The sequence below is a fragment of the Aquimarina addita genome (assembly GCF_039539305.1).
GTDB classification, from domain to species: Bacteria; Bacteroidota; Bacteroidia; order Flavobacteriales; family Flavobacteriaceae; genus Aquimarina; species Aquimarina addita.
On record NZ_BAABCW010000002.1, the window covers coordinates 64,206 to 88,472 of the forward strand.

Consider the following 24,267-nt stretch of genomic DNA (forward strand, 5'->3'; position numbering starts at 1 on the left):
ACATATAGCCAAAAGCAAATAAATAAAAATACCAGCCGTTAGAGTCTTTGACAATTATTTTTCTAAATAAGATATTTCTGTATTATTTATTTGATTCATAATCGAATAAATAATACAGAAATATATTGTCATAAACTACACGGATTATATAAATATATATTAAGAAAACCGACCCCGAATATACTTTCTAGCAGGCTCTTCGATAAAGCGATAAGTTACATAACTGGTAAGAATACTAATCAAAATGATTATGAGTATAACGATTCCTGTCCATTTAGGATCTATATTGGGCATCATGTAATGTTGATAATACTTTATATAAGAATGGTGCAGCAAATAAAATGAAAAACTGATGTGCCCTAACATTTCCCATACAGGCTTAGAAAGAAACATAGTGATTTTACCCTGTACATTAGAAAAAACTGATATAATTATACCTATTGGAATCCAATAATATACACCTAACTTAAAATTGGCATGTACATAAGGCTGCAATATTAAAAAGAGCAAAAATACTAGTAATGCCCTATACTCCCATTTGGTAGCTTCATCAATAGATAATTGAAAACTTCTTCCTTTTATTAATAAAAATAAACCAATTCCCATGGTAAAATCGGCAATTCTTAAAACTGGGCTGATATATAACCAATAATAGGCATTTTCATATCCAATCAACAGAATTGCAAGAATTATAATAAGTGTAGTCACCGCAATGAGTGTTCTTTTTATAAACCGCTGCTTTATTAATACAGCTGTTATTAAAGGAAAACCTATATAAAAGAATAGTTCTGTAGAAATACTCCAGGAAACCCCATTAAATGAGAAGTAATAATCACTCACCGGAATCACACTCTGAACCATAAATATGGTAGACATCATCTTTTTAATATAAAAAAGAGTGTTTCCATATATAAGCTCTGAATAAGAAAGTGGTAATGCTACTAATAATCCTACATAATACATAGGTAAAATCCGTGCCAATCGCCTGCTAAAAAATGTTTTAAAAGAAAAACTCTTTTCTATGATTGCATCTGTATATCGATATGCTAAAATATATCCACTTAGCATAAAGAAAAAACTGACCCCTATATATCCCTCTCTAAAAATATAACGATACAAAAATGACCAAAATTTATTTTCTGAAGGAATGATATAATTAAGATGGCTCATAAAAACCATCAACGCAAAAATAAATCGAAATGCATGTAAACTACGTATCATCTAACTAAATAGGCAACGAAGATAGTTTTTTTGGTAACATCAAAAAAAGTAATCATTTTCTATCTACTGCTTTTTATTATCTGCTTTACTATGGATATTAATAAAATTTATTACTCCATGTTTTTTAAATTATACAGTAATACTTCTTGTTCATCAGTAGATAAAAAATTGGTATGTAATCCATATATAACTGTATCATTAACGACATCAAAAAATTCAATATAATTATCCAACACAAACATTTTTAAGGGTTTCAAATCATAATCAAAAACATATATTGTACTATTCTCAGGATGATCATCTACTACTTTTCGTCTTTTATATAGTGCATAAATATAGGTGTCAGACATTATAATATCATCAAATTCAAGGGTGAAATTTTGAGGCACTCCCACCATGGTTTCGCCCTCATTTTCGGTAACATTAAATAATGGTTCTTCTTGATGGGGTAAAACAACTGTTTTAGAGTAACATTCTACATATTTAAAAACACTTATATATTGAAGTATCAATTGATACTAATTCTTGCGTTAATTTTTTTTCTTGTACATAAGAATATGATGACTCGTTTGCCGAAACAGTTTCTTACGGAGAAGAAAATTGCATTGAGAAACCTATAGAAGGTAGTGATTATTTTTAATTATAGTCAATACTAATATTATCCAGCTCATAAGTTCCATCAAAATCTTCGGTGTCGCTACCTGTATAACGAAAAGCAATATAAACAACACCTGTTTCACAAGATAAATCTATGATTCCTGAAGAATACCACTCGTCAAAATCATCAGAATTTTGAATAATGTAACCCTCTGATAAAGTAATCCATCGTGCATTCGCTATAGTGGTTGGATTACCATCCCAATTTTTAGAAAATACAATATCTAAGTTACTTAGATCTGCAAAACTGTTTGATGTTTCAAAATGTAGCGTCTCTCCTTCTTGTTGATCCAAATTAATCGACGGCGTGACCAACCATGCGATTGTTCTCTCATCCTCTGATCCATAGGAACTCACTCTTGCAGATATCCCTTGGGATGGGTTGGTACCATCAGAAGTATAAGCCTCCCAGGTTTCTGTACCTTCTTGAGTAAAAATAGTCCATCCATTACCAGTAATGGGTTTTCTATTTGTTTGGGTTTCAAAATCATCAGAAAAAAGAACGGTAGTACCTGCTATATCAGCTGTGCCGCAAGAAAAATCAAATCGTTCAGGATTATCAAAAACTAATGCTGTAGGATCATTAATAACTATATTAAAAGCATCTCCAAAAAAGTTTTTAGTCAATATGCCTTCTATACTTCCTTGTTTTTCTGGTAATAATACACCTTTAAAATCTGAAAATGTACTCGTACTCAAAATACAGGAATATCCCAATGTACAACTTTCTAGTATGCGTTCTCCATCGTATTGATCTGTAGGTTCTGCAGCAAAAGTATGTGTTGTAGTACCCAAAACGGCATCTTTATTAAATTGTACATCATTGATTTTAATAAACATGCTGAGTTTATTGTTAGAGAAATCTTCAATACCCAATTCTAATGGGGTAATCGTTGTAATTTCTGATGATCTGATAATGTATTCGTTCTGCGAAAATGAAGGTATCTGTCCAATCACTTTTCCATCAAGTACTCCCAATGTTGGAACTCCATTTGATATTCCTAATGACAATCCAGCTAGTTTAATATACACTTTCCTTCCAAATTCATAACTGGTGAACATTGGGTTGACATCAATAGCAATTCTGATCCCAGCGGTTGGATTTTCTTTAGCATTCTGAATAATAAGTTCCTTAAAAAAATTACCTGCTCTATCACTGGAGATGACATATCCTTGTACAAACTGATCCGGGGTATCAAAAGTAATTATGGCCTCTGCATCATCCTTTAATTGTTCCTGTGCTAAACTTCCTAAAACGGCTCCTATTCCTATAATACCAGATTCTGGAATTACAGACTCTTCTATTGCTAATACAGGAATATCAAAATCATCGTTTTGTACACAGGAAGTTATTAGTATTGTTACTAACAATACGGTCACTCTTTTCTTTACATTCATTATATTCATTTCTATTCTTTTTATGTAGTCATTGACTATGATTAAATACCCCCTTGTTTTTACTAAAATCGTACATATATATTGAGGTAATATGAAGTTCTATTTCCATAAAAATATCTGGATCCGTAGACAGGAACAGTCCTATTTGATTCTTCTAAGGCGCTTCTGTAATCTACATTTCTTGCCTGCTCAAAACCACCTGTCTTGTATAAGGTATCGAAGACATTATTAACCGTTGCAAAAAAACCTACATAGTACTTTTTGACTCTCCATGACTTGCCTCCTATAAGATTTACAAGCATATACTCATCAAACTGTTCCTGTTTTAGTAATTCTCTGGCTATAATAGGATCATAATCATTAAAAGGAATACCATTTTCTGGATCTATACTAAAATTCTCTGTTCGTTTTAACGGACTGATATCAATATATGCATTAGAGAAATAGTTAGAGGTGATGCCTACCCACCAAAAATCAGGATCCCGATACTCAACTCCCAGTTGAGCTGCGCGTTCTGGACCCCCTGCGACGTGATAATTCTTCAGTAATGCTTTTCCTAAGGGTCTGGGCGAAGGCTTCACTGCATTATCACGTTCGTCAAAAACGGTAAAACTTTCACTTGTGCTTGTTAAAGTAAGATCAGGGTCATTAGTATATGTAAACTGACCTAATGCTGCTGCAGCTTTAAGTTTTATTGTTGGAGTGATCTGGTAAGATATTCCCAGCTCACCTCCAATATGTTCTTTACCAATATTTGTTAATGTTTCTTGTACAAAAGAGCCTGATAATGCATTAGTATAGAAAAAACCAATATCTGTAGCATCCTCAATAGCGGTATAATAACCTGTCAACCTAACTTTTAATTTAGGTGAGCTGATTCTATAACCTACATCAACAGATTGTATTTTTTCACTTTCCTGATCTCCTATAACTATATCTGATACTGTATTATTATTTTGTCTCACATTAGAATAAGCATTTCTAATCGTGGGTGCTTTTGTAAAATAGGTGGTTTGAAAATCTAACTGATTACGCCCATCAATTTTAAATGTTACTCCGGTTTTTGCTCCATAATCTGCAAAATTTAACGAAGAACCCTTCCCAAAAGATTCATTCCCTGGAAAATATCCGTTCTCAAATAATCCGTTTCTTTGATACGATGTTTGCGAAATTGTTCCTCCTATAAAAAAATTGATTTTTTTTGTTTTAACCTGTGCCTGTAAAAACCCTCCCAGTGTACTCGCAGTCATCTCATAGTTATACTCGTATCGATCCCCAACACCTACTATTCTATTGGGATTTTGTAAGTCACTCTGTGCATTATTGATTAATTCATTAATGGATAAATTAGCGTTATTTAACGCATAACCATCTACATCTAGAAAGCCTGTTCCTCCCATGAGATCCAATACCTCTGCATAGTTTTCACTAACCATTATTTTATAGTTGATACTTCCGTTAATCTGTATACGATCCGTAATCTCAGTATTTACTATTGAGCTAAGATGTAATTGGTTACTATCATTTCTATCCTGATACCAGATATATGTGGCATTTTTTCCTTGTTGTGTATTTAATTGATTCACTTGTATTAATTGATTCCAATCTAATTGACCATCCTTTATAAAACGTTGCTCTGCCAGGTACGCTTTCTGAAAATCCAAAGCAGTTGGGTTGACATCTCGTAAATAATAACTAGGAAGATTACTGGGGTGTGCAGGATTGGTATCATTACTCCCTCCTCCTCCTACATAACTTACCTGATCATTAAATGTTATTAAATCAGTTCCTCCATTATCCAGCCTAGTAGTGCTTATATTGCCTGTTTGTAGTCCAATATTGGTTTGTAAATTCGTCTTTTCTCCCATATTCCAATAATGATTGAGCATTACTATTGGTTCTTCTATTTTCCGAATTCTGGAATTTTTCTTTTTACCATTAAAGTAACCCCAATTTGGATTATACGTACTGCCTTTTAATGCAGACACCTCATCCGTTATTGCAGTAGATATCCCTCTCCTATTTGGGGTGTAAAAACTACTTATATTTATACTATGCGATTCATTTATCTTTTTTTCTATGGCAACAAATATAGAATTAGCATCATATAACGTTCCTTCTATGATTCCTTCATTGCCATACCGACGGGATAGTGCAATAGTGTATGCCCAACCATTATTCATAACTCCACTACTATAACTTCCCATGATTCTTCCTGTATAGCTTCTATTAGAGGACGCATAAGATATTCTCCCTCCTTTCCTGTACTGAGAAGCTCTCATATTAATATGAGTAGTTCCTGATAGTGCTCCAAAGGTGTACTCATTAGGGGCTATACCCATAGAAAATTCCTGATTACGCTGTACATCATTTAATCCTCCCCAATTACTCCATTGAGGTCTTCCGTTAGAAAACTTATTCATTTCTAAACCATTGATCAACACTTTTCCATACTCATTACCTATACCTCTGGGCCGAAAAAAAGTCGAGCTAAAATCAAATGCCGCAGCGCTAAGAAATACATCCCTCGATGCATTGAGTAAGCCAGAAAGGTTATATGAAGAAGTAGCATCACCCTCATCCAGTTCGTTATCTGAGAGGCTGATTGTACCTATAGATAGTTGTTCTTGTTTAAAATCATATTCTAAATCAATCGTTTTAAGATCCAGTATAATTCCTTGATTAATAGTGATAGGAAATTGTTTAGTGATATAGCCTTTTTTAAGTATGACAGCTATTTGTTCTCCTAGCGGAAGTACATTCTTGTTAAAGTCAAATTCTCCTTGGTCATTAGTGTTTGTAAAGATTAAGGTTCCTTTTATTGTAACGGTAACATCAGCAAGATATTCATTAGTGAATACATCCACAATGCTACCTTTAAGTCCAGCTTGTTGACTATAATTAATTGAAATAAAACCTACACATGCGAATAAAAAGAAGATCTTCTTTCTAAATTGAAATGTCTTCATCTACGCTTGATATAAAAAATTATTCTTTCTATAAAAATGAAAAAAAAAGAGCGTATTCTACCCTTGTCATAATAGAATACATAAGAGGTATTAAGATTCATGTGAGTGATTTATGTAAATTTGAAAAGCTCAAAAGTAGATGGGTACCACAGATATTATCAGGGGAATAGAACTAGAATTTGTAAGGGGACAAATACCCTTAGTCTTGATTCACTAAAAATAGTTGGACAAAAAATAAAAATTCATTTTTTATAAAAGAAAAAGAAAAAATCGTTTATAAAACTCTCTTTATCATAAACATACATTCCACACAGAAAATAATTCGGTAAAAAATCAAAGATAAGTTTATGATGTGAATACAGATATCCGTTTTTTTCATTGAGCAAAAAAAATGTCTTTTGTTCCAATTTGAACATATTTATCTGAACTCTATATTTATGAAAATCTCGTGCTTCTTTTTAACATTTATCTTTTTTTTAGGTTCTATTGGTCTCTACGCACAACATAAGAAAACATATAAAATAAACACGATCGCATTTTATAATCTGGAGAATCTATTTGATACAGAAGATGATCCTATTACCTATGATAATGACAGAACACCAGACGGAAAAGATCATTGGACAGTCCCTTTGTATAAAGACAAACTAAAGCATATGGCAGCTGTTATTTCTAAAATCGGATCAGACATTACAAAAAATGCCCCTGCATTACTTGGAGTAGCAGAAATAGAAAACCGTAAGGTGCTGGAAGATTTAATCAATGAACCGATACTGTTACCAAAAGATTATGGAATTATACACTATGATTCTCCAGATAGAAGAGGAATCGATGTAGGCTTATTATATCAAAAAACGTTATTCAAACCTACTCAGAGTAAAGTTCATGAATTGCTACTATACGATCTAAAAGATACTAATAAAAGAATCTACACCAGAGATCAATTAGTAGTAAGCGGTTATCTGGATGGTGATTTAATTCATCTTATTGTCAACCACTGGCCCTCTAGAAGTGGTGGTGAAGCCAGAAGTAGATATAAAAGAGAAAAAGCGGCAGCACTTAATGCCACAATAATTGATTCTATTTTTGACATCAATCCCTATGCAAAAATCATCACGATGGGAGATCTTAATGACAATCCGGATAATAACAGTGTCAAAAAAATACTAGCTGCAAAATCAGAAAAGCAACAAGTTCACTTAAAAGGGTTGTATAATCCTATGTATACCTTGGCAAAAAAAGGGTTAGGTTCGCTTGCCTGGAATGATAGTTGGCATCTTTTTGATCAAATCATTGTTTCTAAAAGCTTATTAGGCAAAGATTATACTTCTTATCGCTTTTATAAAGCAGGTATCTATAATCAATCTTATCTCACCAATGTACGGGGAAAATACAAAGGGTATCCCTATCGTAGTTATGCGGGTGGAATTTATACAGGTGGGTATAGCGATCATTTTCCTGTGTATGTCTATTTGATTAAAGAGGTGGAAAGTAGGTAAACATACATCAAGATCTGAAGCAAAAAAGAGAAAACAAAATTTAATTCGTTTTATAAAAGAAACAAGAACAAATACAATAGACACTACTGGAATATTACCTAACATCAAATTAAGAAAAATTAAAGAGTTAGCAATTTATCCATTTAAAGAGATTAAAGATTTAGATGTAGCTAGGTTTCAACTAGATGGTAATAAATCTAAAGAGCACAGGATATTTGTAGTAACAGACAAAGAAAAAACGAAAATCTTACAATATTTTCTCTTAACAGAAGATAAAGAAAAGATTATGTCATACTCTTTACTTACTAAAGGAAAAGAAGGTCCTTCTTACTTTTTTCTCTATTAGATTTTTATTTTATAATTAAGGAATTAATAACGAGCAATACTATAGGCCAAGTAAGATACAAAGGATGCCCTAATATGGTAGTCATACATTGAAATGTATACTTAGTCAATCCAGCATAAAAAAACTGCATGAAAATTACTTTTCATGCAGTTTTTAATATATTGTAAATTCTTAATTACAAGATCCGCCAGCTAACGCAATCAGGGCTTTAAAATCTTCTAATGAAAGACCAGTATCTTCACCATCTTCATCGATAATAGTTCCATTTTCTCCTTCGCAAAGCTCGGCGGTTTCTCCATCAAAAGAACAGGTTGTGCAACCACTATTACTTCCTCCATCATCATCACTTCCACAAGATGTAAATCCTAGAGCCATACTTAAAACGGCAACAAACATAATTTTTTTCATAATTTGGGGGTTTTTATAAATGAAGTGCAAACATATATAAAATTATGTTAATAAACAAAATAAAATGTTAAAAAAGAGTATTTCGTCGTAATAAAATATTTTTAATCTATGTTTTCTCTACCACTTCAATATCTATAGGCTTACCAATATATACTAAAAAACTATCTTCATCAATTTCTCGCATTTGCTCACTATATGCAGATATAATCCTAATGTTACTATCTGGATCTTTAATAAATAACGGAATCATATCTTCTTCCTGTTTTGTCATGGTAATCAGGGAAGCATAATGATCCTCGTCATCAATTTTAATTTCATTAATTCCCGGATACTTTTCAGCTAAATCTACAAGCTTCTCATAATCATCAGTATGTGAGAACAAACCTTCTTCAGGATTATTCTGTGGATCATTCATCTCATCAGTACTTACTAACCTAAATGATCCGTTTTCTCCAAACTGATCTCTGAATTTATTAATTGCAAATTTATTAATATCACTATTCCCTGTAAGTGCCATTAAGAAACCAATATCGTTAAGCTCTACATTATCGGTTAGCTGATCACTATATATACTACCCTCTATAGCATCAATACCCAAACTTTTTGCCTTTTTTACATTATCTCTATTACTATCTACCAGCACTACGTGTCGTTTATTACTCTTCAAGTAGGTCGCTATCAATCTTGAAACTTTTGAAGCTCCCACTATCATAATCCCTTCTGACCTAGATAAAAATACACCTACCATCTTTGCAAATACTCTAGCAGTAGTTGCATTTAATAAAACGGTTCCTAAAACAATCATAAAAACTAAAGGTGTAATATACTCTGCCCCAGGCTCTCCAATATCAGCTAATTTAATACCAAATAAAGAAGCAATACCGGCTGCTACGATTCCTCTGGGACCTACCCAACTAATAAATAATTTTTCATTGGTTTTAAGTCCGGATCGTATAGAGCTAAGAAATACACCTAACGGTCTGACTACAAAAACAACTACTGCAAAAAGCAATAAAGCATTCCAGTTTAAGACTAATAAAAGATCTTCAATATTAATATTAGCGGCTAATAAAATAAATAATATAGAAATCAATAAAACACTGAGAGATTCCTTAAAATATAGAAGCTCCTCAATATTAGGTAATTTTGTGTTCCCTAATACCATCCCCATAACCACTACAGATAATAATCCTGATTCATGTGCAAAAGCATCGGATAATACAAACACACCTAAGACAGTAGCTAGTGTAAAAACGTTTAATAAATAATGAGGGATTACTTTCTTCTTAATTCCAAACGCTAGTGCATGAGCAAAGGTGAAACCAAAAGTGAAACCAAAAAGCACTATTTTAGCAAATTCAATGAGTGCAGTAATAGTATACGCTTTTCCTTCACCTACACTAATAAACTCAAAAACCAATACTGCTACCAATGCTCCTATCGGGTCAATCAAAATTCCTTCCCACTTAAGAACAGTAGAAATATCCTTTTTTAATGGTACATTTCTCAATATAGGTGTTATTACTGTGGGACCGGTAACAATAATTAAGGAAGAAAACAGAAAAGATATAGGCCAGCTTAGATCAAAAATGAAATGGGCAGCTAATCCTGCTCCAAAAAACGTAATAATCACAGCAACCGTAATTAACTTTAGAATTACGGGGCCTACCGTTAAAATTTCGTTCTTTTTTAAAGTGAGTCCTCCTTCAAAAAGAATGATACTAATAGCCAGAGATACAAAATAAAACAAACTATCGCCAGGAAATAATCCCTTTGTACCGTTCCATATTGGTTCTATAAGCTTAACCGCACCCTCTGTATATAATGTTGCAATGGGTCCTACTAAAAGACCTATTAATATCAAGGGCAAAATCGCCGGTATTTTAAACTTCCAAGCCACCCATTGGGCTAAAATACCTAGTATTATTATTCCTGCTAATTCTAACATGTTTTAGGTCTTAAATAAATTGATTGCTAAAATATTGTGTTTTTTTCTATAATTAGTCATAGCCATCAGTTTTTATAATTTTAAAAATTAACACAATATTTTGACTTTTAAAATTTTGTAATATAATAATTTTGGACGGGCTTATAGATCATAAATGTAAAACAATACTAATAGGTGTCGTATTTTCTCCTAACCTGAAGAACAATATATATAAGGCTATGTACATAATAGATTTCTTTGGTTAAAGAAAGTAGTAGAAAAAGAAAAAACAATAAAGAATAAATTGCCGTTTTTCTATAGGTATTGATAAAATAAACTATCAAAAGGCAGTGCCATTTAGATATCAAAATAAAGTTAGTTGATCTGAATGAATTTTTATATATTCATTCTCCACTTTTTATATCTGCCCTGACTACTTCTCCTTTAGAATATTGTTCAACTGTATTTGCATAAATCCACTAGTCAAAAATTTACCTTAATGTCTCGATAGCTTTGAAACAGCTACTTAGCTGCTATACTTTTTAACATCGTAATCATTTTGGAAACAAAATAACCTGAAACACTTTAAATCAAAAGATAAACGTGGTTCAACACATAGCCAATCTCAATAAAAATGAACCTCATCATCCAAAATACGCTTTTACCTTCTGGGAGAACATGAAGAAAATATTAAATCATTTTTTACCCATGCATTGGTTCTGTTTTTTGAGAGTAATTTATACTATCATATTGAGTCAAATGGAAAAACATTCTTATTAATGAACAAGGAAGGAATTGACAATGTTAAGAAAATTAAAGCACAATTCGACTATGGTATTCGATTAGAAAATATAATATCAAATAATAATTATGATGAAATTTTGTTAAAAAGTCTACAAATTAAATCCTGATCATTCCCTTTTTTTCTATTTTGCAGAAATTTTCAAAAAACTAAGTTGCATATAAAGAACAAATAAGCATCCTACGTGAAAGTTATTTGATTAAAATAGCATATTTGCATATGCTAAGAAACGAATACTAATGTTTACTACATGAATTTATATCCTATAAGGGCGGGAAACTTTAAACTAGATGGTGGAGCCATGTTTGGTGTGGTACCAAAAACCTTATGGAATAAAACAAATCCTGCTGATACCAATAATCTTATTGATATTGCTGCCAGATGTCTGCTTATAAAGGATCACGATCGACTGATTCTTATAGACTCAGGCATGGGTACTAAGCAATCTGATAAATTTTTTGGATATTATTCTCTTTGGGGTACGGATTCATTAGATAATTCTTTAAACGAACATGGATTTCACAGAGACGATATTACTGATGTTTTTCTAACACACCTACATTTTGATCATTGTGGTGGTGTTGTACAATGGAACCAAGATCGCACAGGATATGAGTTAGCTTTTAAAAATGCAAAAATATGGAGCAATAAAAACCATTGGGAATGGGCTACTAAACCAAATGCCAGAGAAAAAGCGTCTTTTCTTACTGAAAACATCCTTCCAATACAAGAAAGTGGACATCTGTATTTTATTTCAAGAACAGAAGAAACCTTCCAAAAAAATACAGAATTAGGGTTTGGCGTATTATTTGTGGATGGTCATACAGAAAAACAAATGATACCTCATATTGAATATAAAGGAAAAACTATTGTATTCATGGCTGATTTGCTTCCTACTGCTGGTCACGTTCCATTACCATATGTCATGGGATATGATACCAGACCTCTACTAACCTTACCAGAAAAAAAATTATTTCTTGAAACTGCTGCTACTAATAATTGGTATCTTTTTTTAGAACATGATGCACATAATGAAATTATTACTGTACAGCACACAGAAAAAGGAGTGCGATATAAAGATACTATTACTTGTAATGAACTATTTAATTAATACATTTATGATCCCGAAATCAAATAAACATCTGTTAGCATTTATAGCTTTATCCTTACTATTAATTAGTTGTGGAACGCCAGCTATCGTGTCTACACCAATAGAAAATATAGATACTATTCCTTTAAAAAGTATCACTCTTTCTGAAGCTCAACTACAAAATTGGAATACTGCTGACTTAGTACTAGATACTATTCCTGGAATGAGTGTTAACAGGGCTTACAGCGATCTGATTAAAGATAAAAAAGGACAAACAGTAATTGTGGGTGTTATCGATAGTGGAGTCGATATAGAGCACGAAGATTTAGACGATGTAATCTGGACTAATCCCAATGAAATAAAAGGAAACGGAAAAGATGATGACCAGAACGGATATATTGATGATATTCATGGTTGGAATTTTTTAGGAGATGCTGAAAATGAAAATCTGGAATATACCAGAATAATTAAAAAGCTAAAGCCAAAATATGCGGGGAAGAATCTTGCTTCTGTAAGCGAATCTGATAAAGAAGAGTACCAAACCTACATACAGGCAAAGGCAGAATATGAAGAAAAATATCAGGAAGCTATAGCTAATAAAAACCAATATGAGCAAATATTAGGCATGGCTACGCCGTCTCACGGAGCAGTTTCTAAAGCGTTGGGTAAAGAAGACTATACATTAAAAGAACTGATGGCAGTCAAAGCAGATACGCCAACTATGCAACAAAACATTGCATTTCTGTCTCAGATGTACGGATTCCTTGAAAATGGAGAAAAAATTCCGGATTTGATTAAAAATCTAAATGAAGGAATTGAACATTTTGACGAACAATTAAAATATGATATCAATCTGGATTTTGACGGAAGAAAAATTGTTGGTGATAATGTAGATGATATTAATGATGTCAACTACGGAAATAATAATGTAATGGGTCCTAATCCTGAAAAGAAAGGAATAAAACACGGGACACACGTTTCTGGAATTATTGCAGCTGAAAGAAATAATGGAAAAGGTGTAAATGGAATTGCTCAAAATGTAAAAATAATGGCAATAAGAGCGGTTCCTAACGGAGATGAATATGATAAAGATATTGCACTTGCTATCAGGTATGCCGTCAATAATGGAGCAAAGGTAATCAATGCTAGTTTTGGTAAGTATTATTCTACCCATTCAGATTGGGTAAGAGACGCAATAAAGTATGCTGGCGAAAAGGATGTTCTAATCGTGAACGCTGCCGGAAATGAAGGGATTGATCTTGATCAAAAAGAAGTATATCCAAATGACCAAACCAGTACACTTCAAGAAGTATCCGATAATTTTATAACTATTGGTGCCCTTAATTATGAATATGGGTCTAATCTGGTAGCAGATTTTTCTAATTATGGGAAAAGTAATGTAGATGCATTTGCCCCGGGGGTAAAAATATGGGCAACCACTCCTAATAACACCTATGAATATCTTCAAGGAACATCTATGGCTGCTCCGGCAGTTTCTGGAGTTGCAGCAATGATACGATCTTACTACCCTACATTAAAAGCATCAGAAGTAAAACAAATACTAATGACTAGCGGACTCACAACTAATGCTACGGTAGTGGTAGGTGGAGAACCAACAAGTACTAATAAGTTTACTGAATTATCTAAATCTGGCAAAATGGTTAATCTCTATAATGCATTAATTCTGGCAGATAAAATGTCAAAATAAATAAAGGACGCAACTATGTTTAAATTCTTATCTATAGCATTTTTCTCAGCAGCTTTAAGTGTTTCTGCTCAAAATAACACTGCGTATTGGCAACAACATGTAGACTATACTATGGATATAGACATGGATGTAAAAACATATCAATATAAAGGAACTCAGGAATTGGTATACACTAATAACGCTCCTGATACATTATATAAGGTTTTTTATCACCTATATTTTAATGCTTTCCAGCCTGGTAGTGAAATGGATGTTCGTTCAAGAACAATTCCGGATCCGGATCCCAGAGTATTAGATAGAATTAGTAAGCTCACTCCTCAGGAAATAGGATACTTAAAAGTTTCTTCACTAAAACAAGATGGAAAAACTATACAACATAAGACTGTCGGTACCGTCTTAGAAGTTACACTGAATCAACCCATTCTGCCGGGAGAGAAAACAATTTTTTCTATGGAATTTAATGGACAAGTACCCGATCAGATAAGACGTTCAGGTCGTAATAATAAAGAAGGTGTCGCATTGTCCATGACGCAATGGTATCCAAAAATGGCAGAATACGATTTTGAAGGGTGGCATGCTGACCCTTATATTGCCAGAGAATTTCACGGTGTATGGGGAGATTTTGATGTCACTATTCATATCGATAAAGAATACATTATCGGTGGCTCAGGATATTTACAAAACCCTGACAAAATAGGATACGGATATTCAACTAAAGCAGTAAAACTAAAGAAAAAAGATACTAAACTCTCTTGGCATTTTAAGGCACCTAATGTACATGATTTTAGCTGGGCTGCAGATCCTCAGTATGTGCATGATACTATACAAGTTCCTGATGGTCCTACATTACATTTTTTGTACAAAAACAAGATAGAAAATCTGGATAAATGGAAAAAACTACAACCTAAAGCTGTAGAACTTATGCAATATTTTAGTGATAAAATAGGTCCTTATCCTTATGATCAATATTCAATCATTCAAGGAGGTGATGGCGGCATGGAATATGCTATGTGTACATTAATCACAGGAGAAAGAAGTTTTGGAAGCCTTGTAGGAGTAACTGCTCACGAAATGGCACATGCATGGTTTCAACACATTTTAGCAACTAATGAAGCTAAACATGAGTGGATGGATGAAGGCTTTACCACTTATATTTCTACATTAGCGATGAACGAAGTAATGAAAGAAAATAAACCTGATCCATTAGTTGGAGTATACCAAAGCTATTTTCAACTCATTAATTCTGGATTAGAACAACCACAAACGACTCAGGCAGATCGATATCATCATAATATGGCATATACTAATTCTGCGTATTCTAAAGGAGCTATTTTTCTTTCACAATTAGGGTATATTATAGGACAAAATAATCTAGAAAAAACAATCAAACAATATTATAATCAATGGAAATTTAAACATCCAACACCAAACGATATTAAAAGAATAGCAGAAAAAGTTTCTGGTATTCAATTGGATTGGTATTTAACTGATTGGACGATGACAACTAATAATATTGATTACGGTATAAAAAATGTTTCTGAAAAAGAAAATAGTACATTAATAACTTTAGAACGTATTGGATTAATGCCTATGCCAATGGATGTATATGTTGAATATACAGATGGAACACAAGAATCTTTTTATATTCCCCTTAGAATGATGAGAGGAGCAAAAGAAAACCCTTTTCCATCTCTAAAAAGAACAGTTTTGCAAGATTGGCCATGGACACATCCTGATTATTCTTTTACAATCTCAAAACCAAAATCCGAAATCAAATTTATACAAATTGATGTGACCAATAGAATGGCCGATAAAAATGGAGCTAATAATGGGTTTGCTCAATAAAAAATTATACATAGATGTTTTCTTTTATATTTTATGAATAAGTAGTATTAAATAATATGGAAGCAACTTTTGGCACTAAAGAAAAACTAAAAAGCAAAAAAGAAATAGAACTGCTCTTTTCTAATGGAAAATCGATTGCTAAATATCCCATAAGATTAATCTATAAAAAAAATCACACAGATCATATTGTTTCTAATAATACAGGAGTATCTGTGAGTAAACGTAATTTTAAAAAAGCAGTAGATCGCAATCGTATCAAGCGTTTAATGCGTGAAGGTTACAGAAAAAATAAGTATCTTGTACCTCATAGTACTTCTCATTACTTTACATTGATGTTTTTATTCACGGGCAATAAAATGCCTGATGCAGGATTAATTGAATCTAAGATAAAAACAATTTTAAAACAACTCGTTATAAAGGAACAATAAAGACAGTGCTATCTATGATATCACTTATCAGATTTCTGAAAAAGAAAATATATGAAAAAGAAAATTTTATATCCGGCACTTGCCCTTGTGTTATTGCTCTCTACCGTAAGTTTTAAATCAGATTTTTTTGAAATTGCAAAACAGATAGAAATCTTTACTACCATGTTTAAAGAACTAAACATGAATTATGTAGATGAAACGAATCCGGCAGAACTTATGGATACCGCTATCAAAGCTATGCTGGATGATCTGGATCCGTATACTAAATATTGGAATGAACAAGATGTAGAAGCCTCTAAGATTAGAAATGCAGGAGAATATACAGGTATTGGTGCATCTGTAAAAACAGTGAAAGATAAAATTATCGTAATTGAACCTTATAAAGATTACCCCGCTGATAAGGCTGGTCTTAAAGCAGGAGATGAAATTATTCAGATTGGAGATATAAAGGTTGCTGATTTTAAAGAAGATGCAGGAGAACTTCTTAAAGGAGCTAGCGGTACTACAGTAGATATTACTTATAATCGGCAGGGAGAAACAAAAACTACAGTACTTTCTAGGGAAGAAATAGAAGTAAAAGCAGTTCCTTTTTATACATTACTAGAAGATAATACTGGATATATTGTATTATCTAAATTTAATAATAAAGCTTCATCAGAGACCATTGCTGCTCTAAAAGACTTAAAAGCCAAAGGAGCTGATAAAGTGATTCTGGATTTAAGAGGAAATCCAGGAGGATTATTAAGTGAAGCTATCAATGTAACTAATATTTTTGTTCCTAAAGGAGAATTGATCACAACCACTAAATCAGTAGTAAAAAAGTATAACAAACAATACTCAACAAAAAAAGATCCTGTAGATATCAATATACCCTTAGTAGTATTAGTAAATGGCAGAAGCGCTTCTGCTAGCGAAATTGTAGCTGGAGGAATTCAGGATTTAGATAGAGGAGTTATAATTGGTGCGAGAAGTTTTGGAAAAGGATTGGTGCAACGCCCAAAAAAATTAACGTATGGCACACAAGTAAAAATTACTATATCCAGATATTATACGCCTAGTGGAAGGTGTATACAAGCTTTAGACTATTGGAACCGTGATGAAAACAATAAAGCTGTTAGAATTAATCAGAAGGACTTTAAAGCTTTTACAACAAAGAATGGAAGAACAGTCTATGATGGAGGAGGAATTCAACCTGATATTGAAATGGAAACTTCAAAATTTAGTAATGTAACTACTTCTCTCCTCCAATCAGATGCTATTTTTAATTATGGAACAAAATATTATTATACGCATCCCAAGGAGGACGTTACTAATTTTGATTTTACTGAAGCTGATTACGCTGATTTTAAGGCGTTTCTTAAAACAGAAAATTTTAATTATGAAACAGCTACAGAAACTGCATTTAAAAAATCTCTAGAGGCTGCAAAAAAAGAAAAACTCGACATTGAAATCTTAGAAGATTATAATGCGCTTATGGGTACTATAAAAACATCCAAAGAAAAAGGATTAGATACCCATAAAAAGGAAATTATCAATTTATTAACTGATGAAATTATCAAACGATATTCTTATAGAGAAGGACTCTACAATTACTATGTGAAACATAATCCTGAAATAGAAAAAAGTAAGGAAATACTGAATAATAAAATAACTTACGATAAAATATTAAAATAATAAATTGTGTTTTACACAATAGTCTTAATCCATTAATATCATAGCGATATGAGGAATACCATCTTCCAGATATTCTTCTCCTATTTGCTTAAAACCATGTTGTTTATAAAACTTTTTTAAATAGCATTGTGCTGATATTTTGATATCACTAGTATTAAAAAATTCATTCACTGCAGCGATACTTTTTTTTAATAATTCATGACCATATCCATAAGCTCTTTCTTTGTCCGATATTACAACTCTTCCAATACTTGCTTTTTCAAAATAATCTCCAGCATCAAATAAACGGGTATACGCAATAATTTTATCATTTTTAATACCTAACACATGTAATGCTTTTTGATCCTTATTATCAATATCCTGATATACACAATCTTGTTCTACAATAAAAACTTCTGCTCGTAAACGCAACATGTGATATAATTCCTTTATCTCCAGCTCATCAAAACGCTTTATTTTAAATTGTAAATCCATATACATAAACTTAATAAAATACTATATAACTAATCCTGAACGATAATATCCTTACTATCTTCTTTCTCGTATTCTGGTTGTAAAGTCACATGATTAATGCCAAATTTCATTCTTAAAACATCTTCTATCATATGTAAAATTTCTACAAACTCAGACACCTTAATATCATCATTAAAATCAATATGAGCTTCCAGATGTGTTTCATCTTCATTTAATTGCCAAACATGGATATGATGAATACTTTTTACAGCGGGTAATTTGTTTACCTCTATCACTACATCTTTTATAGCAATCTTATCCGGAGTATATAACATTAATATTTTAAACGAAGGTTTTAATAAATCATATCCTACAAATATCAAATACATAGCTATAATAAAGGTAAGTACACTATCTACCCAGTATAATCCATAAAACTTCATTAATAATCCTCCTGATAATACAGCAATAGACGCCATCATATCTGTTATAAGATGCATATATGCAGATCTCATATTCATATTTACTTTACTGTCTTTTTTAAGTAATAAAACACTAATTCCATTGCCTATAATAGCTACAGAAGAAAGTATTATTACTGTCAATGATTGTATTCTATGTGGATTTTGAAATCGTTCTATTGCCTCAATAATAAGAAATATTGCTATAACAATCAGAGTAGCTGCATTTATAAATGCGGCCATTATTTCAGCTCTTTTGAAACCAAAAGTTCTTTTGATAGAAGCTTCTTTTTTTGCTAATCGATTAGCAAAAAAAGTAACTACGAGTGAAAGTACATCACTAAAATTATGTAATGCATCTGATAATAAAGAAAGGCTACCAGAAACTAAACCACCAATTACCTGAGCAACCGTAATGATTATATTCAAAAAAATAGAAAAGATTAAATTTCTCCCGGTTAATTCATGATGCGAGTGTGAATATGTATGGGAGTGAACCTCTGACATATCATTATGAACACATAGAAATTTTTGCAACACGGTTCTGATGCCTTCCTCCTTCAAATGAAGTTGCCAGAAATGTTTTTACCATATCCAAAGCTTGGGGCATAGAAGTAAATCTTGCAGGAATACTAATAATATTGGCATTATTATGTTGTCTGGTTAATTCAGTTATTTCTTTTGTCCAGCATAATCCTGCACGTACATTTTTATACTTATTAGCAGTCATAGAAACCCCATTACCACTACCACAAATCAAAATTCCAAAATCAACGGCTTTAGTATCAACAGCCTTGGCAACCGGATGTACAAAATCCGGATAATCCACACTACTATTTTCATCAGTACCGTAATTAGTTATTTCAATACCTTCTGACTCTAAATATTCTTTGATTGCAAATTTATACTCAGTTCCCGCGTGATCATTTCCTATAGCTATTTTCACAATTCTATTTTGGTTTTTACTAAATGTATACTTAACTAAATCTACAACAAAGATACTTTAATCCATATTATTCTCCTAAAGTATAATCAGCCTATTATTTGCTAATAAAAACCTATAATACAATGAACTACCACAACCCAAGGATATGAGATATCAAAACAAGACTACTTCGTTACAAGAATTAGGAAACTAGACTCCTTATATTCTGATTCTATGCACTACACTAGAGGCAGATCCTCAAGGAATTATATTGTTCCAATCAGGCAGGTTTACCTCTAAATAATTACAATGTTAATAACCCCTTCTGTACTGTTAACATTAGATGTGTATAAATAGTTCCTAAAATTAAGTAAGTTTATTTTGTTCTTAAAATTTTTATTCGAATACAAGAATTAACAATTAAAATCAAAATTATTAAACTGTTTTTTTTGGATAAGTTGTACACAAATAAAAATACCTTATCAACTCTCCTTTTGATGAAAATCTATTAATAAAAATATGTATTTATAAGCTATTAACAACTGTTGATTAAATTTTATTTATACTAGATTTTCAAGGAGTTGCTATGATTATATCCTGTTCATATTTTTCTGAAAATTTTAGTTAACTTAAAAAACAAATAAAAAGTATGAAACTTATACCGCTATTCACACCACATAATAATCACTATTTTTTATTTTAAATTTTAAAAAAACACAAATGAATATATAATATATGTTGACAACTAAGATTAAAATTGAATACTTAAAAATGTAAAGTAAGATATTATATATTTAAACAATTGTTAAGTGTGAATTGGTATTTAAATCTGTTATAATTTGTAATGCTTTTTCTTTATCTTTTTGGTGTACTTTTAAATTAATTCCACCTAATGCGTTAGAGTAAAAAGGAAAGACTCCAATCATTGTTTCGTTCTCAAAAAAAAATGAAATACCTTCTCTTTCCAAAAGAAGTCGTAATATTGCATAATCGTTTGGATATGTAAAAGTCGCAATCGTAATAAAATCTTTCATAGAAACACTAGATAATAAAGTATCTAAATATACAAATTATAAAAAAAAGTAGATTCATTTATTTGTATAGCTTCTTATCAGAATATGTAGTACCATCCTTTATTTCTGATTACTTTTTTGTTTCAATTTTCTGATCTATTGTATTGCTGATTTGGTATGTAAAAAAATATAAATCTGATAAAGATATAAAAACATTATTTTTAAAATTGTAAACACAATGCTTAGTATCAAACGAATATAAATCCTTCTTATCTATATAAAAATGAAGTAATTTTTAGAAAAAAAGAATGATATTTAAAATATTAAACTGTAATTAATTGATTTACAGACATGATATTTTTTAACTTTAAAAACGATATTTAATGAAAGTTTATGCATAAAATAAAGTATGTTATCGGATAAACTGTAATTTTAGATCGTAATTATTTAATAAACGTTAATGAAAAGAAAAAATTACGGAAGAAAGAAATCTTCAAAAATTGATAATCTTACTCAAGAAATTTTAAGAGTATTAAAATCAGAACCTAATACTACTTTCAATTATAAACAAATAGCTTCAAAATTTGGAGTAAATGATGCTAGTAGTCGAAATCAAATTATAAAAAAATTAGCTCAATTAGCAGCAAAAAAGGAAATTAAAGAAGAAGAGCGTGGCAAGTTTAAGATCATTCCTAATACAAATACGTATACTGGTAGACTAGATATCACATCTAAGGGTACGGGGTATGTAATAGTAGAGGACTTAGAAGAAGATGTTTTTGTACCCAATAATAATCTGAATAAAGCGCTACATGGAGATGAGGTAGAAGTATATATCTATAAAAGAAAACGAAGAGGTAAAAGTGAAGGAGAGATTTCGAGAATTATCTCCAGAAAAAAAGATGAGTTTGTAGGAGTTATAGAAATACAGAAAAAATATGCTTTTGTAAACATACAGGACTCAAAAATGTATACAGATATTTTTATTCCCAAAAATAAAATTAATAAAGCAGAAGACGGAGATAAAGTACTTGTAAAGTTAGATGACTGGCCAGACAAGGCAGACTCACCTTTTGGTACTGTTATTAAAGTGCTTGGTAAACCCGGTGAACATAACACAGAGATTCATTCGATTCTGGCGCAGTATGGATTGCCCTATGAGTTTCCTGCAGAAGTAGAAGAATATGCAAATACCTTGGATACTTCTATTCAGGAATCTGAAATTAAAAAACGTAGGGATATGAGAAAAACTTTAACGTTTACTATAGATCCTAAGGATGCAAAAGATTTTGATGATGCATTATCATTTGAAATATTAGAAAACGGAAATTATGAAATAGGAATTCATATTGCAGATGTATCTCACTACTTACAACGAGGAACCATTCTTGATGATGAAGCATATGAACGAGCTACATCAGTATACCTTGTAGATAGAGTAGTACCTATGCTTCCGGAAGTATTATCAAACAATGCATGTTCTTTGAGACCGCACGAAGAAAAATATACATTTTCTGCGGTTTTTGAATTAAATGATAAAGCAGAAATTAAAAATCAATGGTTTGGTAGAACTGTTACGTATTCTGATGCAAGATTTGCTTATGAAGAAGCACAACATATTATCGAAACCAAAGAAAATAATATTCCAGCAGAAATTTCTATTACTGGAAAAGCATATCAGGCAGATCAAAAAATTGCAGATGCAACCTTAAAATTAGATGAACTAGCTAAAATTATGCGGGGTAAACGTATGCGTGATGGTGCCATTTCTTTTGATAAGGTAGAAGTAAAGTTTAGTTTAAATAAAGAAAACAATCCCGTAGGAGTGTTTTTTAAGACTTCTAAGGATGCTAATAAATTAATTGAGGAGTTTATGTTACTTGCTAATCGAAAGGTTGCAGAATATATAGGAAAACAATCGCCAAAGAAGACATTTATCTATCGTGTACATGATGAACCTAATGATGAAAAATTAGCGGCATTACAAAATATTATTGGTCGTTTTGGGTATAAGTTAGACTTAAGAGATCGTAAAACAACAACCAATTCATTAAATGGTTTATTACGTGATGTACAAGGTAAAAAAGAACAAAACTTAGTTGATACCTTAGCAATACGTAGTATGAGCAAAGCAGAATACACCACGCATAATATTGGACACTATGGATTAGCATTTCAATACTATTCGCATTTTACTTCTCCCATTAGAAGATATCCGGATGTTATGGCACATCGTTTGTTACAACATTATTTAGACAAAGGTACATCTGTACCAGAAGAAGCATATGAAGAAAAATGTAATCATAGTAGTTCCATGGAGAATCTGGCTGCCAGTGCAGAAAGAGATTCTATAAAATTTATGCAAATAAAGTTTATGAAGGATCACGAAGATGAACAGTTCTTAGGAGTTATTTCTGGTGTTACAGAATGGGGTATTTATGTAGAGATTATAGATAATAAATGTGAGGGCATGGTGCGTCTGAAAGATATAAAAGGAGATCATTATATTTTTGATCAGGATGAGTATGCTGCTATAGGTCAAAATACTAAAAAGGTATATCAATTAGGAGATGAAGTATATGTAAAAGTTAAAAATGCTGATTTAGTAAAAAGGCATCTTGACTTTACATTACTTGGTAGTAAAAGTGATATGGAATAATAATTAAGATTTGATATACTATTTATAGGTTTATTTTGTTGTAAAAATGTATAAATAAAATAGAATTAGTTTTAAAGATATAAACAGATGGGAAAAAGAATATTGGTTTTTTTAATTTTTTTTACTGTAGTTATGCAGGCACAGGATGTGATAAAAAAAACGGTAGGAGATTTTAATGAAGTGAAGGTGTTTGATAAAATAGAAGTGATCCTTCGTAAGAGTTCAGAAAACAAAGTTGAAATTTCTGGTATGAGTAGGGATGAAGTAGATATTGTTAATAATGATAATGTTTTAAAGGTTAAAATGTCTTTAGATAATTTATGGGATGATGATAATACAGTAGTCACAGTTTATTATACTGACATATCAAAAATAGATGTAAACGAAGGTGCTAAAATCATTGCGAAAGACGTGGTTACATCAGATAAATTAGACCTTAGAGCACAAGAAGGAGGTGATATAATTGCAAAAATAGAAACAACTAAATTAGCAGCAAAAGCAGTTACAGGTGGCAAATTGACGTTAGATGGAAAAGCTATTGAACAGGAAGTGACCGTGACCGCTGGAGGTCAGTATCTGGCAGAAGATCTAAAAACCAAAAGTACTATGGTTAAAATAACTGCTGGAGGGCGCGCTAATATTAGTGCTAGTGAATATGTTAAAGCAAATGCCACTGCTGGAGGAACCATTAAAATTTATGGTCATCCTAAAGAAATAGATACTAAGAAAGTTTTTGGTGGTAAGATTATAGAGGTAAACTAAGTTGTATTTTCTAACTTTGTAA

Annotated in this window: 18 protein-coding genes; 8 read left to right on the forward strand and 10 right to left on the reverse strand. The window is 31.7% G+C overall.

From position 1 onward, the window contains the following. Positions 1 to 159: 159 nt before the first annotated feature. The 4 genes from ABD816_RS03015 to ABD816_RS03030 all read right to left on the reverse strand — a co-directional run bounded on the left by ABD816_RS03015 (position 160) and on the right by ABD816_RS03030 (position 6,245). Positions 160 to 1,221, reverse strand: coding sequence for an acyltransferase family protein (locus ABD816_RS03015; protein WP_344924619.1), 1,062 nt, complete (start codon positions 1,219 to 1,221; stop codon positions 160 to 162). Between the two features lie 110 nt (positions 1,222 to 1,331). Next, positions 1,332 to 1,733 (reverse strand): BF3164 family lipoprotein, encoded by a 402-nt coding sequence (locus ABD816_RS03020; RefSeq protein ID WP_344924621.1) that lies wholly within the window; start codon positions 1,731 to 1,733, stop codon positions 1,332 to 1,334. 124 nt (positions 1,734 to 1,857) lie between these two features. Further along, positions 1,858 to 3,285, reverse strand: coding sequence for a DUF5689 domain-containing protein (locus ABD816_RS03025; RefSeq protein ID WP_344924623.1), 1,428 nt, complete (start codon positions 3,283 to 3,285; stop codon positions 1,858 to 1,860). 53 nt (positions 3,286 to 3,338) lie between these two features. Continuing rightward, on the reverse strand, positions 3,339 to 6,245 hold the full coding sequence (locus ABD816_RS03030) for a TonB-dependent receptor (RefSeq protein ID WP_344924624.1): 2,907 nt from the start codon (positions 6,243 to 6,245) through the stop codon (positions 3,339 to 3,341). Between the two features lie 437 nt (positions 6,246 to 6,682). Here ABD816_RS03030 and ABD816_RS03035 point away from each other — a divergent pair, with 437 nt between their 5' ends. Then, the gene (locus tag ABD816_RS03035; RefSeq protein WP_344924626.1) at positions 6,683 to 7,744 is read left to right on the forward strand and encodes an endonuclease/exonuclease/phosphatase family protein; all 1,062 of its coding nucleotides are present in this window, start codon (positions 6,683 to 6,685) and stop codon (positions 7,742 to 7,744) included. Between the two features lie 517 nt (positions 7,745 to 8,261). Here the strand turns inward: ABD816_RS03035 and ABD816_RS03040 are convergent. After that, positions 8,262 to 8,498 carry a hypothetical protein gene (locus ABD816_RS03040; RefSeq protein ID WP_344924627.1) on the reverse strand — a complete coding sequence of 79 codons (237 nt, stop codon included), beginning with the start codon at positions 8,496 to 8,498 and terminating at the stop codon, positions 8,262 to 8,264. Positions 8,499 to 8,604: 106 nt separating this feature from the next. Beyond that, entirely contained in the window at positions 8,605 to 10,446 is a 1,842-nt protein-coding gene (locus ABD816_RS03045; protein ID WP_344924629.1) for a cation:proton antiporter, read from the reverse strand. A gap of 1,031 nt (positions 10,447 to 11,477) precedes the next feature. On the opposite strand from ABD816_RS03045, the gene ABD816_RS03050 reads away from it, so the two are divergent. From ABD816_RS03050 to ABD816_RS03070, 5 genes are read left to right on the forward strand one after another with little or no spacing between them, the layout of a single operon-like run. Then, complete coding sequence (locus ABD816_RS03050; RefSeq protein ID WP_344924630.1) at positions 11,478 to 12,338, forward strand: MBL fold metallo-hydrolase; 861 nt, start codon at positions 11,478 to 11,480, stop codon at positions 12,336 to 12,338. 7 nt (positions 12,339 to 12,345) lie between these two features. Then, the gene (locus ABD816_RS03055; RefSeq protein WP_344924633.1) at positions 12,346 to 14,025 is read left to right on the forward strand and encodes a S8 family peptidase; all 1,680 of its coding nucleotides are present in this window, start codon (positions 12,346 to 12,348) and stop codon (positions 14,023 to 14,025) included. A gap of 15 nt (positions 14,026 to 14,040) precedes the next feature. Beyond that, positions 14,041 to 15,870: a M1 family metallopeptidase gene (locus ABD816_RS03060; RefSeq protein ID WP_344924634.1), complete on the forward strand. Its 1,830-nt coding sequence runs from the start codon at positions 14,041 to 14,043 to the stop codon at positions 15,868 to 15,870. 56 nt (positions 15,871 to 15,926) lie between these two features. Continuing rightward, positions 15,927 to 16,298: a ribonuclease P protein component gene (rnpA, locus tag ABD816_RS03065; protein WP_344924636.1), complete on the forward strand. Its 372-nt coding sequence runs from the start codon at positions 15,927 to 15,929 to the stop codon at positions 16,296 to 16,298. Positions 16,299 to 16,349: 51 nt separating this feature from the next. Then, the gene (locus ABD816_RS03070; RefSeq protein WP_344924638.1) at positions 16,350 to 17,972 is read left to right on the forward strand and encodes a S41 family peptidase; all 1,623 of its coding nucleotides are present in this window, start codon (positions 16,350 to 16,352) and stop codon (positions 17,970 to 17,972) included. A 24-nt stretch (positions 17,973 to 17,996) separates the two neighbouring features. Here the strand turns inward: ABD816_RS03070 and ABD816_RS03075 are convergent, their stop codons facing one another. The 4 genes from ABD816_RS03075 to ABD816_RS03090 all read right to left on the reverse strand — a co-directional run bounded on the left by ABD816_RS03075 (position 17,997) and on the right by ABD816_RS03090 (position 20,845). Further along, entirely contained in the window at positions 17,997 to 18,446 is a 450-nt protein-coding gene (locus tag ABD816_RS03075) for a GNAT family N-acetyltransferase (protein ID WP_344924640.1), read from the reverse strand. Positions 18,447 to 18,475: 29 nt separating this feature from the next. After that, on the reverse strand, positions 18,476 to 19,393 hold the full coding sequence (locus ABD816_RS03080; protein ID WP_344924642.1) for a cation diffusion facilitator family transporter: 918 nt from the start codon (positions 19,391 to 19,393) through the stop codon (positions 18,476 to 18,478). Between the two features lie 4 nt (positions 19,394 to 19,397). Further along, on the reverse strand, positions 19,398 to 19,832 hold the full coding sequence (gene rpiB, locus ABD816_RS03085; RefSeq protein ID WP_344924644.1) for a ribose 5-phosphate isomerase B: 435 nt from the start codon (positions 19,830 to 19,832) through the stop codon (positions 19,398 to 19,400). 773 nt (positions 19,833 to 20,605) lie between these two features. Next, positions 20,606 to 20,845 carry a putative signal transducing protein gene (locus ABD816_RS03090; protein ID WP_344924647.1) on the reverse strand — a complete coding sequence of 80 codons (240 nt, stop codon included), beginning with the start codon at positions 20,843 to 20,845 and terminating at the stop codon, positions 20,606 to 20,608. Positions 20,846 to 21,284: 439 nt separating this feature from the next. On the opposite strand from ABD816_RS03090, the gene rnr reads away from it, so the two are divergent. After that, positions 21,285 to 23,483 carry a ribonuclease R gene (gene rnr / locus ABD816_RS03095; protein WP_344924649.1) on the forward strand — a complete coding sequence of 733 codons (2,199 nt, stop codon included), beginning with the start codon at positions 21,285 to 21,287 and terminating at the stop codon, positions 23,481 to 23,483. A gap of 87 nt (positions 23,484 to 23,570) precedes the next feature. Continuing rightward, entirely contained in the window at positions 23,571 to 24,245 is a 675-nt protein-coding gene (locus ABD816_RS03100; protein ID WP_344924651.1) for a head GIN domain-containing protein, read from the forward strand. Positions 24,246 to 24,267: the final 22 nt, after the last annotated feature.